This is a genomic window from Paenibacillus taichungensis, assembly GCF_003287275.1.
Classification (GTDB): domain Bacteria; phylum Bacillota; class Bacilli; order Paenibacillales; family Paenibacillaceae; genus Paenibacillus; species Paenibacillus taichungensis_A.
The window spans coordinates 47738-63735 of the sequence record NZ_QEVW01000024.1; the positions used below are offsets into that span (position 1 = coordinate 47738).

14 protein-coding genes are annotated in these 15998 nt (G+C 47.2%); 1 reads left to right on the forward strand and 13 read right to left on the reverse strand.

What is annotated here, in order from left to right; translation table 11 throughout:
* Positions 1–8: 8 nt before the first annotated feature.
* The 5 genes from cysE to DC345_RS27355 all read right to left on the reverse strand — a co-directional run bounded on the left by cysE (position 9) and on the right by DC345_RS27355 (position 5109).
* Positions 9–674, reverse strand: a complete 666-nt coding sequence (cysE, locus tag DC345_RS27330) for a serine O-acetyltransferase (protein WP_113055847.1) — start codon at positions 672–674, stop codon at positions 9–11.
* A 593-nt stretch (positions 675–1267) separates the two neighbouring features.
* Positions 1268–2731, reverse strand: coding sequence for a glutamate--tRNA ligase (gene gltX, locus DC345_RS27340; RefSeq protein WP_113055849.1), 1464 nt, complete (start codon positions 2729–2731; stop codon positions 1268–1270).
* Positions 2732–2764: 33 nt separating this feature from the next.
* Complete coding sequence (gene ispF, locus DC345_RS27345) at positions 2765–3241, reverse strand: 2-C-methyl-D-erythritol 2,4-cyclodiphosphate synthase (RefSeq protein WP_053779226.1); 477 nt, start codon at positions 3239–3241, stop codon at positions 2765–2767.
* Positions 3238–3930: a 2-C-methyl-D-erythritol 4-phosphate cytidylyltransferase gene (gene ispD, locus DC345_RS27350; RefSeq protein WP_113055850.1), complete on the reverse strand. Its 693-nt coding sequence runs from the start codon at positions 3928–3930 to the stop codon at positions 3238–3240. The genes ispF and ispD overlap by 4 nt, the downstream gene beginning before the upstream one ends.
* 93 nt (positions 3931–4023) lie before the next feature.
* Entirely contained in the window at positions 4024–5109 is a 1086-nt protein-coding gene (locus DC345_RS27355) for a PIN/TRAM domain-containing protein (protein WP_113055851.1), read from the reverse strand.
* 175 nt (positions 5110–5284) lie between these two features.
* On the opposite strand from DC345_RS27355, the gene DC345_RS27360 reads away from it, so the two are divergent.
* On the forward strand, positions 5285–5680 hold the full coding sequence (locus tag DC345_RS27360; RefSeq protein WP_024633611.1) for a nucleoside triphosphate pyrophosphohydrolase family protein: 396 nt from the start codon (positions 5285–5287) through the stop codon (positions 5678–5680).
* A gap of 122 nt (positions 5681–5802) precedes the next feature.
* Here DC345_RS27360 and pssA read toward each other — a convergent pair whose 3' ends face one another.
* The 8 genes from pssA to DC345_RS27400 form a co-directional block, all read right to left on the reverse strand.
* Complete coding sequence (pssA, locus tag DC345_RS27365) at positions 5803–6534, reverse strand: CDP-diacylglycerol--serine O-phosphatidyltransferase (protein WP_113055852.1); 732 nt, start codon at positions 6532–6534, stop codon at positions 5803–5805.
* Positions 6535–6577: 43 nt separating this feature from the next.
* Complete coding sequence (gene disA / locus DC345_RS27370) at positions 6578–7654, reverse strand: DNA integrity scanning diadenylate cyclase DisA (protein ID WP_076292150.1); 1077 nt, start codon at positions 7652–7654, stop codon at positions 6578–6580.
* Positions 7655–7667: 13 nt separating this feature from the next.
* Positions 7668–9035: a DNA repair protein RadA gene (gene radA / locus DC345_RS27375; RefSeq protein ID WP_063567409.1), complete on the reverse strand. Its 1368-nt coding sequence runs from the start codon at positions 9033–9035 to the stop codon at positions 7668–7670.
* A gap of 294 nt (positions 9036–9329) precedes the next feature.
* Positions 9330–11792 (reverse strand): ATP-dependent Clp protease ATP-binding subunit, encoded by a 2463-nt coding sequence (locus DC345_RS27380; RefSeq protein ID WP_076292149.1) that lies wholly within the window; start codon positions 11790–11792, stop codon positions 9330–9332.
* A gap of 186 nt (positions 11793–11978) precedes the next feature.
* Complete coding sequence (locus DC345_RS27385; protein ID WP_113055853.1) at positions 11979–13055, reverse strand: protein-arginine kinase McsB; 1077 nt, start codon at positions 13053–13055, stop codon at positions 11979–11981.
* A gap of 28 nt (positions 13056–13083) precedes the next feature.
* A complete protein-coding gene (locus tag DC345_RS27390) occupies positions 13084–13608 on the reverse strand; it encodes a protein-arginine kinase activator protein McsA (RefSeq protein WP_113055854.1) in 525 nt (174 codons plus the stop codon).
* A gap of 30 nt (positions 13609–13638) precedes the next feature.
* Positions 13639–14100: a CtsR family transcriptional regulator gene (locus DC345_RS27395; RefSeq protein ID WP_024633618.1), complete on the reverse strand. Its 462-nt coding sequence runs from the start codon at positions 14098–14100 to the stop codon at positions 13639–13641.
* Between the two features lie 474 nt (positions 14101–14574).
* On the reverse strand, positions 14575–15750 hold the full coding sequence (locus DC345_RS27400; RefSeq protein ID WP_113055855.1) for a GNAT family N-acetyltransferase: 1176 nt from the start codon (positions 15748–15750) through the stop codon (positions 14575–14577).
* Between the last annotated feature and the right edge of the window lie 248 nt (positions 15751–15998).

Here is a 15998-nt window from a genome sequence, read left to right on the forward strand (position 1 = left end):
TTCCATCATTATTCTATTGTACCACGGGAAAACTCACTTTCACGTGTACTCTGCAGAGTACGCACTTCTTCACGCAATCGTTCGATTTCTTGCTGCATCGTGCGCAGGGAATCGATGACCGGATCGGGAAGCTGTTGATTCAGACGGTCCACCCGGCGGCCATCCTGCTTCACGATTCTGCCCGGTATGCCTACAACGGTGCTATTTGAAGGGACTTCCTTCAGCACAACCGAGTTCGCACCAATATTACATTGATCCCCCACGCTGAAGGAACCTAGCACCTTCGCCCCGGATGAGATAACCACATTATTGCCAATTGTCGGATGTCTCTTCCCTTTTTCTTTACCCGTTCCGCCAAGTGTGACCCCCTGATAGATGACAACATCGTCGCCAATTTCACATGTTTCCCCAATCACGACGCCCATGCCATGGTCAATAAATAACCGATTGCCGATCGTAGCGCCGGGATGGATTTCGATGCCTGTCATAAAACGGCTGACCTGTGAAATGAACCGGGCGAAAGAGAACCATTTCCGCTTGTATAAAAAGTGTGCCACCCGGTGCGCCCATATCGCATGCAGCCCCGAGTAGGTAAATACAACTTCAAACCATCCCCGGGCCGCCGGATCGTTTTCAAACACCGCCTGGATATCTGATCTGATCTTCTTGAACATGCTCGTTCCCCTCTTGTTCAGGTCTTCGTCCTCCGGCTTACCGGACGGCGCGGCCCTCATGGTAGTGTACTTCCGACTCGACCTAAATAGAAAACGCCCCTGCAGCTATTTAAGCTACAGAGGCGTTTATCGCGGTCCCACTCTGCTCGGTTCACGCCTTAACATGCAAGAATTGGAGGCATGTTATAGCCACCTCACATCCTTGCACAAGAATGAACCCTCAACAGTTCCGTAACGGGAACCAACCGTCACAACCTATCCTGACGTTTTCCTCTCTTCTAGATAACGAGAGGCGGGGCCGGATTCGGCTATGCAGCTCACGGGTGCATTTCGACTGACGAACAGCGGATGGCTCACAGCCACCGCAGCAAAGAAACTTGTTCTTTACTGCGGGACCATCCTCTCTGAATCTGTCCGGTTCAGCCTACTTCTCCCGGTCTTTGCTGTTTTTATGATGAATGATAAAATCATACCATTTAACCTTTGTGTTGCTATTATAGCGAAAAGGTTATGGACTGACAACAATCTTCCTTCATATCGGTATAAACGAAGTTTCATCCTTAAGTCCAAAGTAGACTAAACAAGGGCGTTAATTAAGCGCCTTTTACCTGAGCATGCAGACGATCAATCACCGTATCGCGGCCAAGCAATACAATCGTTTGGTTCAGATCACGGCCATGAGTCTGTCCTGTCAGAGCTACACGGATCGGCATAAACAACTGTTTACCCTTAAATCCGGTCTCTTTCTGAACTTCTTTGATCAGCGCAGCCATCTTGCTTGGTGTAAATTCGTCGCTAGCCTGTACTTTATCCGCAAATGCCTTCAGAACGGTTGGTACCTGCTCCTCAGCAAGTACAGCAGCCCCTTCACTTTCCAGCTCCAGGTGAGAACGGAAGAACACTTCCGACAATTCCACGATATCAGAGGCAGAATTCATTTGCTCCTGATAGAGATGAACAAGCGTATATGCCCATTCTTTCTGTTCAGGTGACAGCTCAGCGGCAATGCGTCCCGCTTTTTGCAGATGTGGAATCGCCATTTCGGCAATACGATCCGGGTCCGCATTTTTGATGTAGTGGTTGTTCAAGTGAGCCAGCTTGTGGGTATCAAATACCGCCGGGCTCTTGGACAGACGCTTCGTATCAAAAATGGAGATCAACTGCTCCTGCGAGAAGATCTCTTCTTCGCCTTCAGGGGACCAGCCAAGCAGGGAGATGAAGTTAAACATCGCTTCAGGCAGATAGCCGAGCTGATCATATTGTTCAATAAACTGAATAACGGACTCGTCACGTTTGCTCAGCTTTTTGTGGTTTTCATTCACGATCAACGTCATATGACCGAATTGCGGCGGCTCCCAGCCAAGCGCTTCATAAATCATCAGTTGACGCGGTGTGTTAGAGATGTGATCTTCGCCACGCAGGACGTGAGAGATCTTCATCAGGTAATCATCCACAGCAACTGCATAATTGTACGTGGGAATGCCGTCTTTTTTCACAATAACGAAGTCGCCAGATTCCTTGCTGTTGAATGAGATTGTTCCTTTGACCATGTCATCAAACGTATAAATGCGTTCTTCCGGTACACGGAAACGAATACTCGCCACACGGCCTTCCGCTTCAAATGTGCTCTGTTGCTCCGGTGTCAGATCACGGTGTTTACCCGAATAACGCGGAGTTTCTCCACGTGCTGTCTGTTCCTCACGTTCTTGCTCCAGCTCTTCTTCCGTGCAGTAACAGCGGTAAGCCAGACCTTTGTCCAGCAGTTCCTGGGTATACTTACGATAGATGTCCAAACGTTCCGTCTGACGGTATGGTCCGTACTCGCCGCCGACATCAATACTTTCGTCCCACTCGATTCCGAGCCATTTCAAGTATTTCAGCTGACTTTCTTCACCACCGGCAATGTTGCGTTTCACGTCCGTATCCTCAATACGAATAATGAATTTGCCGTTATTATGTTTGGCATACAAATAGTTAAACAGCGCCGTACGGGCGTTCCCGATATGCAGGTGTCCCGTTGGACTCGGCGCGTAGCGCACGCGAACTTCGGTGCTCATAATATCCCCTCCGTCTCTAATTGGTTGATGATATCACACGCGAACAAGGCAAACAACCGACTGGGCAGCTATACCCTCTCCCCGTCCGGGGAATCCAAGTTGCTCTGTTGTTGTCGCTTTGACATTCACCTGAGTTACATCCGCTTCAAGTGCTTTGGCAATAACCTCGGCCATCTGCGGAACGTAAGGTGCCATCTTCGGTTTCTGTGCAATTATGGTTGAATCGATGTTTCCCAGACGGTATCCACGATCCTTCACCAGCTGCCACACATGCTCCAGCAGTTTCAAGCTATCCGCATCTTTGAATTCCGGATCCGTATCCGGGAAGTGTTTGCCAATGTCCCCAAGTGCAAGCGCGCCAAGAATGGCATCACTGATGGCATGCAGCAGCACGTCTGCGTCCGAGTGACCCAGCAGTCCTTTTTCATAAGGAATCGTGACCCCGCCAATAATGCATGGGCGTCCCTCTACCAGTTGATGTACATCGAATCCCTGTCCTACACGTATCATCGCTTCTTCTCTCCCTTGAGCAAAAACGCGGCGTATTCCAAATCTTCCGGCGTCGTTAATTTGATATTCGTATAACTGCCTTCCACAACCTTGACCGACATCCTCTGACGTTCAGCCAGCATTGCGTCATCCGTCCCCAGAAATCCGTCCCGGTCCGCTGATTCGTACGCAAGCAGCAGGGAAGAAAGACGAAAAGCCTGCGGGGTTTGGATGCTCCACAGACTGCTGCGGTCCGGCGTCGCCGTAACGATTCCATCCGCATTTACTTGTTTGATCGTATCCTTCACTGGAACGGCCAGTACAGCTGCTCCACCCGACATGGCGGCCTCCATACACCCCATAATCTGCTTACGGTTTATAAAAGGACGTACCCCGTCGTGAACGAGGACCCATTCTGTCCCTAGTGCCTTAAGGCCTTCGTGGACTGAATGCTGTCTCTCTTTCCCTCCGGGGATGACACGGACACGTGATTCCAGTCGGTATTCTTTTACCCAATCCTGGCAGCGTTCAACATCGGCAGCTCCCGTGACCAGCACCATTTCGCTGACCTCGTCCATAGCCGCAAACACTTCAAGCGTATGTATGAAAACGGGCTTGTCCTGCAGCAGCAGAAACTGCTTACTCTCGGTTGTTCCCATCCGGGTCCCCCGACCTGCCGCCACAATGACAACACCCCACCCTTTATCCATGCCGCAATCCCTGCCTTGTCTGTCAGTTTACCGTTCGGAGATATAATACAGTTATATTATAACCTCTAACGATACACTACCCATCATACCGCTTTATTGGGCTTTTTCCAACAGTTTCGGCTTGGCAAAAATCATTCTTCCTGCTGATGTCTGCAGCACACTGGTCACCAGCACTTCCATCATCATGCCGATATACTCGCGTCCGCCTTCCACAACGATCATCGTTCCATCATCCAGATAGGCTACACCTTGACCGTGTTCCTTACCATCCTTGATAATCTGCACCATAATCTCCTCACCTGGCAATACCACCGGCTTAACAGCATTGGCGAGATCATTGATGTTTAGCACGGATACGCCTTGCAGTTCACAGACCTTATTCAGGTTGAAGTCGTTGGTGACAACTTTGCCCTGAAGCACCTTGGCGAGCTTGACCAGTTTACTGTCCACTTCGGAAATTTCCTCGAAATCACCTTCGTAGATGAGCACTTTGACGTCCAATTCCTTCTGAATTTTATTCAGAATATCAAGCCCGCGTCGTCCTCTGTTCCGCTTGAGCAAGTCTGAAGAATCAGCAATATGCTGCAATTCCTCCAGAACGAATTCCGGGATCACAATCGTACCCTCGATAAATCCGGTTTTGCATATATCCGCGATGCGACCATCGATAATTACACTGGTATCCAAAATTTTGTGCTCTTCCATCCGTCTGTCCTCATCCACCTCAGGATGACCCCAGCGTCCTGACATCCAGAAGGCCGCCAGATCGTCTTTCTTCGCCATGGCAAGCATATAGCCTGTATAGCTACTTACGACCGTCAACGCCACCTGCAGCACCTCTCCGGCCGTTCCGAGCCATGCCACACAAGGATATAACAGCAAGGCCACCAGCAGTCCTGCAACTGTACCCGCCGCACCTGCGGCCAATTCATTCATCGGTACTTTAGCCAAAGAGTCAATACTATTATGCAGTCTGGTTGCCATTAATGTTCCACCGATGTTACATACGGACATAAACAATACAGCACCAAGTAGGGTCGATACCCCAGCCCCCAACAATCCTGCTGATTGAATCCATTCAGCCATCCAAGGGACGGATTTTCCTGCCAGATGATATGCCGTGTAGCCGAACCATGCACCGCACAATCCTGTAAAAGTTAAAATGCCTTTTTTCCACATAAGTCCCTGCACCTCCTTCAATATATCTTCATCTTTATATCCAGTATGATCCAATTCCCAGATTGCTAATCCCGCTTTTGAAGAACTTTTTGGAAATGTTGCAATCGTCAGTTGAAAGAAGGTAAATTATTGGCATATAATGAATTCAATTCATATCCCGAGGTGAGTAGCAAAAATGAGTACGCTAAGTTTACAGGCTTTTCAGGATCAAGTTTCCGAGCTGTTGCTGCGTCATCGCAGCCTGATTGATGTACTGTCCAAAACAGGACAAGCCGGCGCCTCTGTCAACCGTGCCGTGTCCAAGGCCATTACCGAATGCGGCTGCATTGAGCTGCACGCCACCAAGCAGAAATATGCCCCAGAGAGCGATATTGCTCAATCAAAAGGCCTGCTGGAAACGCATGTGGAAGGTGAATTGTGCGAGAATTGCAAAGAGGTGATCAGCTCTGAACTGGGGCGGAACCTGTTTTATATGTCGGCTCTCTGCAATCTGCTGGACATCAACATGGAAGAGGTCGTAAATCACGAGTCACAGAAATGTTCGACGTTAGGGATGTTCAATTTGTCGTAAACAATACGTATTTCGTTGCAAATGGTAAAGTACCGTATAGATTTGAAAAACAAAAATAAGCACGCATTCTCCTGTCAGGAGCGTACGTGCTTTCTTTGTATTTTCCAAAAATGATGGAATGCTTAGCGATCGGAAGGGCGGGAAGACTTCTCTTCTTTACGCTTTTTGGCCCGGTTACGTGAGGCTGCCGTCCGCATATTATGCTTCATTCCATATAGAGCGTATAACACCAGTGGAATAAAGATCAATTTGGACAATTGTTCTGGAAACATGACCGCCACCACTATTGCAAAGACGATAACCCAAGGTGCAATCCAGATTGCCTTGCGCGGCAGACCAACCTTTTTGAAATTAGGATATTTCAGCGAACTTACCATCAGATAAGATAACAGCAATGTCGCAATCATCATACTTACAGGACCGATATCCTTGTTAAATAGGGACAGTGTTGCCAGAACCCCTCCTGCCGCTGGAATCGGCAAACCTGTGAAGTACCCAGGGATGCCTGGACGAACGTTAAACCGGGCAAGCCGAATAGCCCCACAAATTGGAAAGCTTGCGGTTGCGATCCAGGCGAGAACCGAAGTTGCGTCCTGAAACGAGACCATAAATATAATTAGGGCTGGAGCTGCACCAAATGAAACCATGTCCGATAAAGAATCCAGTTCTTTACCAAACTCACTTTGGGCATTAAGCGCACGTGCCACACGGCCATCCAGACCGTCCAGCAACATCGCAATAATGACCAAAATGGCAGCCAAACTATAATTCCCATCAATTGCAAGCAGGATTGCCATCATTCCAAGAAACAGATTACCCAAGGTAAAGAGATTCGGAATGAATCTGGTTAACATCGTTGTTTCACCTCATTATTTTCAAGCCGTTATAGGCAAACCCTTACATTTGTCTGTCAATAAACATCTGCTCCTGCAAACGCTTGAGACCTTCCTTAATGGTTCGGGCGCGTACCTCTCCAATCCCGTCCACTTCGTCCAGTTCTTCAATTGTAGCCATAATGACATGAGGCAATTGTTCGAATTGATCCACCAGGTTATGGATGATGACATTCGGCAAGCGGGGTATCTTATTTAATACCCGATATCCGCGAGGTGCAACCGAATCTTCGGACGTAGCCGCTGACGAAGGGTATCCCAGCAGACGTACGATATGATGTGCATCCAGTAATTCATCGTCCGACAATCTTTTCAGACCAACAATAATCTCACGGATTTTGTCATCACTGTCATCACGTGCATAGTCCTTATACAGCAACCAGGCTTCTTCTTCCGTTGTACCGACGAGTTCCTCCATCTGCATGGAGATCAGACGTCCCTCGTTACCCAGTTCATGAATGTAACGTTTGATTTCCGTTTTGATACGCATAACCATTTCCGTACGCTGAATGACATTGACCACCTCAGGAATCGTCACCAGTTCCTCGAACTCGGAGGCACTCAGATTCGTAAGGGACTGTGTCAATACAGCTTTGTATTTCTCCAAGGTTTGAATCGCTTGATTCGCCTTGGTCAAAATAACCCCGATTTCTTTGAGGGAATACCGTAGTGTTCCTTGATATAAGGTGATAATATTCCGGCGCTGCGAGATAGATACAACTAATTTGCCTGTTTGTTTCGCGACACGCTCAGCCGTCCGATGACGGATCCCTGTCTCAGATGAAGAAATGGATGAGTCAGGAATGAGCTGAGTATTGGCGTATAGGATACGCTTTAAATCCTCGCTAAGGATGATGGCACCGTCCATCTTGGCGAGTTCATACAGATAGTTCGGGGAGAAATCACAGTTAATCGAGAATCCTCCATCCACTACTTCCATCACTTCAGGGCTGTATCCTACAACCAGCAGTGCACCCGTCTTGGCGCGCAGCACGTTCTCCAGACCTTCGCGGAAAGGTGTACCTGGTGCAATCAGCCTTAACAATTCGTTCATATTATCCAGTTGGCTCGAATCTTTCATCTTGTTATGCCCCCTAATCTAAAGCAACCGCTAGTGCATCTGCCACGGTATTCACACCGATCAGTTGTATCCCGCGAGGATGTTTCCAGCCCTTTAAGCTTTTTTCTGGTAAAATGACACGCTTGAAGCCCAATTTTTGAGCTTCTTTCACACGTTGTTCAGCCCGTGAAACCGCCCGAACTTCACCCGTCAAACCGATTTCCCCAAAAATGACGTCATCTGGCTTGGTCGGCACATCTCTCAAGCTGGATGCGATACTTACAGCAACCGCCAAATCCACTGCCGGCTCATCTAATCTCACGCCACCAGCTACGTTCAAATAAGCATCCTGTGTTTGCAAGAACATGCCCATCCGTTTCTCCAGTACCGCAATAATCAAATTTAATCGATGGAGATCTACCCCTGTCGCCATACGTCGGGGGGAAGGGAAATGTGTGGTCGAAATCAATGCCTGCAATTCCACAAGCAGAGGACGTGTGCCCTCCATGCTGGCAACTACGGTAGAACCAGCCACACCGAGTGGACGTTCTGACAGGAAGAGCTCAGAAGGGTTACCTACTTCACGAAGTCCATCTTCGCCCATTTCAAAAATGCCGATCTCATTGGTCGAACCAAAACGGTTCTTGACCGCACGTAGAAGGCGATACGTATGATGCCGCTCTCCTTCAAAATAAAGAACACAGTCCACCATATGCTCCAACATACGTGGACCGGCAATAGCACCTTCTTTCGTAACATGCCCCACAAGTACGGTTGCAATGCCTCGCCCTTTGGCGATCCGCATGAACCGTGATGTACATTCCCTTACCTGAGCTACACTGCCGGGAGCACTGGTGACTTCTGGCAGATATACGGTCTGAATGGAGTCGATGACTAGAAAATGCGGCTGGATCTGCTCCACCGCTTCCTCAACCCGCTCCATATTGGTCTCACATAGTACATATAACTCAGGAGACAGCGCACCCAGACGGTCAGCTCGCAATTTCGTTTGCTTAACTGATTCCTCGCCTGAGACATATAACACGCGCAAACCTGAATGAGTCAATGCATGAGATGTTTGCAACATCAACGTTGATTTTCCGATTCCGGGGTCTCCGCCCACCAGAACGAGAGATCCTGGAACAATTCCGCCGCCCAAAACCCGGTTCAGCTCTTCAATTCCAGTCTGTACACGCGGTTCCTGACCGCTATCTATATCTATGATGGGAAGTGGCTTATCTTTACTCTCAAAAAGAGGGGAATTTCTCCCTTGTGTTTTGACCACCGTTTCGGTTTCTTCCACCATTGAATTCCAAGACTGACAACCCGGACATTTGCCGTACCATTTGGGGGCTTCATAGCCGCATTCCGTACACTGAAACTTGGTTTTAACTTTGGCCACTTCAGCACTCCTAGGATTTATTTTATAACAGCATTTTGCATTTTTCGACGAATTTTGCCTAAACTCCCTGACGTGCGGGGTTAATAAAAGTTTACCATTGTTTGAGATTTTTCGTAAAGGATTATCGCAAACTTTACACATGTTCGTAGCCAGTTCAAAGTTTGTTTTCTGATAAACAACTGCTTCGGGGCTCTGACTGGCACAAAAAAAACAAAAATCCTTCCCGACTAAAGTCAGAAAGGATTTTTGTTTTATACATCAGATTCAATAGTTATGTCACTAGTTAAGTGTCACTTATTTCGTTTCAATTTCCTCAGTTGAAGGAACAACAACGTCTTTTTTCGTTACAGACAATGCTCCGTTCTCTTCATCGATGAGCAACGAATCACCTTTGGTCACATTACCCGTGAGCAACTCTTCAGACAATTTATCTTCGATATGCTTCTGGATCGCCCGACGAAGCGGACGCGCACCATAAGCTGGATCGAAACCGGCTTTGGCAAGGAAATCCTTGGCGTTGTCGGTGAGTTCGAAGTCAACCTCGTATTCACGTAGCCGTTTCCGAAGCTCCTCACTCATGAGTGTAACAATCTCTGCAATGTGTTTCTGTTCCAGGGAGTGGAACACGATAATTTCATCAATCCGGTTAAGGAACTCTGGACGGAAGCTTTTCTTCAGCTCATCCATGACTTTACCCTTCATGTTATCATAATCCGCGCCTGCATCGACAACTGCTGTGAAGCCAAGTGTAGAGTTACGTTTGATCGCTTCAGCACCAACGTTGGATGTCAGAATGATCAACGTATTTCGGAAGTCAACAACGCGACCTTTGGAATCCGTCAGACGACCATCCTCAAGCACTTGCAGCAAGATATTGAATACTTCCGGATGTGCTTTCTCGATCTCATCGAGCAGGACGACGGAGTAAGGTTTGCGACGAACTTTCTCTGTCAGCTGGCCACCTTCTTCGTATCCCACATATCCCGGAGGCGCTCCGACGAGTCGGGAAGTCGAATGCTTCTCACCATACTCGGACATATCGATCCGGATCACTGCATTTTCATCGCCAAACATCGCTTCAGCCAGAGCACGAGCCAGCTCGGTTTTACCTACCCCTGTAGGACCAAGGAAGATAAATGAACCCATCGGACGTTTCGGATCTTTCAATCCGGCACGAGCACGACGAACTGCACGACTGACGGACTTCACAGCCTCATCTTGGCCAATGACACGTTCATGTAGAATAGACTCCAGGTTCATCAAGCGTTGTGTTTCTTCTTCTTTCAGCTTGTTCACCGGAATTCCAGTCCAGTTGGCTACCACTTGCGCGATATCCTCAGGCGTTACTTCAGAATCCGTGCGACCTTGTTTTTCTTTCCATTGATTCTTCGTTACATCCAGCTCTTCACGGATTTTTTGTTCCGTGTCACGCAGGGCTGCTGCTTTCTCGAACTCCTGGCTTTGAACCGCTGCGTCTTTTTCCTTACGGATATCTTCGAGACGGCTTTCCAGTTGTTTGAGGTTTGGTGGGATCGTGTAAGAGTTCAATCTTACTTTGGAACCCGCCTCATCAATCAGGTCAATTGCTTTGTCCGGCAGGAAACGGTCTGTAATGTAACGGTCAGACAGTTTAACCGCCTGTACAATCGCTTCATCCGTAATTTTCACCCGGTGATGCGCTTCGTAACGATCACGCAAGCCGTGTAAAATCTGAATTGCTTCTTCTGGAGAAGGTTGATCCACCGTGATCGGTTGGAAACGACGCTCCAGGGCAGCATCCTTCTCGATATATTTACGGTATTCATCCAGTGTTGTTGCACCGATGCACTGCAATTCTCCACGGGCCAAAGCCGGTTTCAAAATGTTCGAAGCATCAATTGCGCCTTCTGCTCCGCCTGCACCAATCAGGGTATGCAATTCGTCGATGAACAGGACAATGTTACCCGCTTGACGAATTTCATCCATAATTTTTTTCAGACGATCTTCGAATTCACCGCGATATTTTGTACCTGCAACAACGGAACCCATATCCAATGTCATGACACGTTTGTCACGCAAAGTCTCCGGAATTTCGTTGGCGATGATTTTTTGTGCAAGTCCTTCAGCGATGGCCGTTTTACCTACACCTGGCTCACCGATCAGTACCGGGTTATTCTTGGTACGACGGCTCAGAACCTGAATAACACGTTCGATTTCTTTACTACGTCCAATCACTGGGTCCAGGTTGTTCTCTCTGGCATACGCCGTAAGGTCACGTGCTAGACTGTCCAGTGTTGGTGTGCTGACATTGGCAGGTGTACCGTTATGACTGGATACAGCTTCACTGCTGCCAAGCAGTTGCAATACTTGTTGACGTGCCTTGTTCAAACTAATACCCAGGTTGTTCAGCACACGTGCCGCAACCCCTTCGCCTTCACGAATCAATCCGAGCAGGATATGCTCTGTGCCTACATAGGTATGGCCCAATTTGCGAGCTTCATCCATAGACAGTTCAATTACTTTTTTCGCACGAGGCGTATATGCAATGTTCGTAGGTTGCTCTTGGCCACGGCCAATCAGCGTTTCTACTTCATCTTGAATTTTTTCCAATCCGAGTCCCAGGCCGATCAGCGCTTTGGCTGCGATGCCTTCGCCTTCACGAATGAGGCCGAGCAAAATGTGCTCTGTACCGATGTTATTATGACCAAGACGGACAGCTTCTTCCTGCGCCAATGCGAGCACCTTTTGGGCCCGTTCCGTAAATCTTCCAAACATCATATCTCCTGCACCTCCATGGTTTTGGATAAAACGGGGGCTGTTATTAAAAGTATCCCACCGTATTCTTCATATCATTTTTGTTTGCAGCCATGCTACGAATAAAATCATTCAGCATTCATTTATAGAAAATGCTCTATTATATAAAAGCCGCAGATGCGGCGTGAAACCTTTATAAACAACTCTTGATCAACCTAAGCTTTGATTGGCTGCACTGATCGTATCACGGATCAACTGAGCCCGATATATGTCACGCTCATCCGTCCGCATGTCTTCCCCAAATGTTTTTTGCAAAAAGCCCGGCTGCGTCATCACATTCAACTCGTTCATCACGGTTATGGACAAGCCGTCCAACAAGCCGAGATCTACGCCAAGTCGAACATCAGACAGACGCTGTGCGGCTTCCTTCGAATCGACGATGGCTGCATGTGACAGAATGCCGTATGAACGCATAACTCTGTCGGTAATTCGCAGTCTAGAGTCGGTAATTAACCGTTCTCTGGCGGTACGCTCATGCCCAATCATCTGTAACACAACACTATGCAGATTATCGATGACTTCTTGTTCCGTCTGTCCCAGTGTGATCTGGTTCGAGATCTGGAATAGGTTACCCATCGCCTCACTGCCTTCACCGTAAATTCCCCGTACAGTCAGTCCGACTTGGGAGACTGCGGTTAAAATGCGGCCAATCTGCTGTGTCATCACCAGAGCGGGCAGATGCATCATAACAGATGCTCTTACACCTGTACCTACATTTGTAGGACAGCTGGTTAAATATCCTCTGCGGTCATCAAAAGCATAATCCACATGCGCTTCAAAAGCATCATCTATGGCGGAAGCTTTCTCCCAGGCTTCTTTCACCTGGAACCCCGGATAGAGGCACTGGATACGAAGATGATCCTCTTCATTAATCATAATACTGACAGATTCATCCTCACTGAGAATAACAGCGCCATTTCTGGATTCGTTCGCAAGACTAGGGCTGATCAGATGTTTCTCTACCAGCACCCGTTTGTCAAGATCATCGATATCAATCAGATCCAAGGTATGAAAATCTCCAAAGGCATGAACGTCATCGTATTGAAGTACTTCGCTCAGCTTATTCAGCACTTCTTCCGATTGCTCATTGGAAGCCAGCATCGGAAACGGATAATGCTGCAGGTTGCGTGCGATCCGGACCCGGCTGCTAATGACTATTTCGGAATCAGCCGCATCACTGCGCATCCAGTCACTGAGCGCCTTCTCTGTAAAACGAAGATTAGGCATTACGCATCCCTCCTACTCATCACAAACTTTACTCCTGAGCTATTTCTTTTTCAAGTTCCCTAATCTGATCACGAATTTGAGCAGCTTGTTCAAACTCCTCTTGCGTTATGCTCTCCTGAAGATCCCGTTTCAGATCAGCAATCTGTCTTTTGACCTTGATGCGGCCACCAGCCCTTGCAGGCACTTTACCCACGTGGGAAGTGCTGCCATGAACCCGTTTGAATAGCGGGTCCAAACGACTGTCAAAATATTTATAACAAGAACTACATCCAAAGCGGCCGATTTTGCTAAACTGTGAATAGGTCATGCCGCATTCTTCACAACGAAGAGATTGCGCAGGTGTTGCTCCCGCACTTCCATTCTTGCCTGAGGGTTCAAAATCAAGCAACCCGGACAATAAGTTGTGTATGGAAAATCCGTTGGATGTTCCGGGAATCATTTCCCCTTTTTCACGAGCACATGACTCACAAATATGGAATTCCGTCTTCTCTCCGTTCACGATCTTCGTGAAATGGAGTGTTGCCGGACGTTTGTTGCATTCTTGGCACAGCACAATGATGTACCCCCTTGATCCCGATAGTTTTCATTTACCGAGCAAAGATATTAACATCGCCTTTAACATTCTGGCACGAATTTGATCCCGGTAAGGAAGTTTGACCAATATAATCTCTCTCGATACAGCTGCCCGCATCAACCCGGCTTCCCTTTTGCTCAAGAAACGTGCTTCTTCCAGTTGGTAGATCAGACCTTCGGCAGCTGTCTGCCCGATCTCATCTCCAATACTATGGTGCAAATGGTTATGCAGAGCCGAGTGAGCCGGCAATTCAATCCGCTGTATGCGAACATAACCGCCGCCGCCACGTTTACTCTCTACAAGGTAACCTTTTTCGAGTGTAAATCGGGTGCTGATGACATAATTGATCTGGGAAGGCACACATGAAAATTGATCAGCCAGATCATTACGTTGAATTTCGACCATTCCTTCGGGACTTTCATGCAAAATACTCTTCAGATATTGTTCGATAATATCAGAGATATTACGCATCCACTCATCCTCCACTGTCTGAAACGTTAAGTCAATAAGGACCCACACGCCCCTACAGAGTACACCTTCTTCTCAACCCATTTAACCAATCAAGGAAACAGCGAAACTGATCTTCAACGGTCTTTAGCAGGAGAGCGAAGGACGCTCGAAGGTCCTTTAATATTGCTTTTATCCGCTGATGTGTACTACCTTAAAATGGCTCCCACCACCGGATTGCAGAAAGAAAGCTACGTAAGTATTTAACCTTTAGTTGACTTTGACTTTCTTTGACTTTATATACATTATAGCATATTTTGTGGTTTTGCCAAGAGGGAGCACTATTCATTTTTTACGATTTTACACGAAATATTCGGCTGACACAAAAAAACCTCTCCAAAATAGCTGGAGAAGTCCATTAGTTTTAAACTAGCATCGTAATGCTATACAAGTTCAGTCTATGAAAATGATCCTAGAATACTCGTTATTCTATGAGAATCAGAAAAAATCAAGTAAATACGTTTCCCGATCAGGAATCGCTTGCTCCAGAGCCTTAATCGCTCCATTTGGTCCTTCAACTCTACCTATTTGAGCCATCTCTGTGGGTCTGCGATATCCCATCATCATTGCGGTGAGCGCCTGAATATCTACTTTAACAGTCTGATCTTTAGCTACCGGCTCAGATGTTTTCCATATCGATGCTGTGCCGTTCATAGCCACATTCAACTGCCATACCCCTTCATTCCAAGGTGCGTGTGCATCCTCTACCTGGAGATTAATCTGTACTGGTGAGTCTGGGCTTGCAAAAGGATACTGTGAAATAAATTGTTCAACACTCACAATACGTGCCATGAAGAAAGGTATAATTTCCTGCTGTATCCGCGGATTATCTAGTTGAAAAGCAAGCATATCACTTGCTGGTGCCTGTAAAGTGACTTCCTCAATCATTGAATCATGGTTCGCAATAAAGGTCCATAAACCTTGTCTTGCCTCTTCATTCAGATAAATGATCTCTCTAATGGTAAACTTTCTTTCCTTAACCTCATATAAAACATAGCCTTGTGCTTTACCAGCTTCATCATAATATACAGCCTTCTGGCTGGCTCCATTAGTGAGAACCGAGTTCTCCCATCTCGCATCATCCCGGATCAAAGTTCCGTTATAGCGCTCAGCATACGCACTGTATACTTCCTTTAATATGCTGAGTCCCGGATCGCCACGTCGAATTGTTCCAGGGGTTGCCTTTTTCGCTGGCAAATGAGCTGTAGGCACTTTATATCGTTTAAACTCAACATAGGTCTCCCATCCATATCTCCGATAAAATGCAAAAGAGAACGGATGCAAAAACGATATACTTTGTTTCTTACGGTTCATTTCTTCCAAAGCATGTTTCAACAGCCCCGCTACCCAGCCTTTACGTCTATATTCTGGCCATGTCGCTACTCCCGCAATACCGCCCATCTCAAACGATCTCCCATGAATATAGGTTTGAAAAGGAATAATGTGAAGTTTGGCACCCAATTGTCCCTCCTCAAATACACCCCATATATCCTGTGAATCAAATTGACTCCGTCGCTTCTCCGTTTGTTCTTCACTCATTACCACTTGAAAAGCATACTCGGAGAGTGCCATAGCTGGCTCAAAATCATCTACGGTTAACTTCTGAATTTCCATGTCGTCCTGCACCCCGTTCTCTAAGTTATGATATCTTTCAAATCATGGCCTGATACGTGATGTATGTATCCATTTATGAGTGTGTCAGAGGAACGGGACAAAGTCAAACAAGAGATGTGCGGGCATCTCTCGGAAATACTTTTTTTCGTGTATTATAATTGTTCCACCTGTGATCTATAGTAAAAAACGCAAATAAAAACCACCACCGAATAACATCGGCAGTGGTTCTTCGCTTGGCGGCGTCCTAC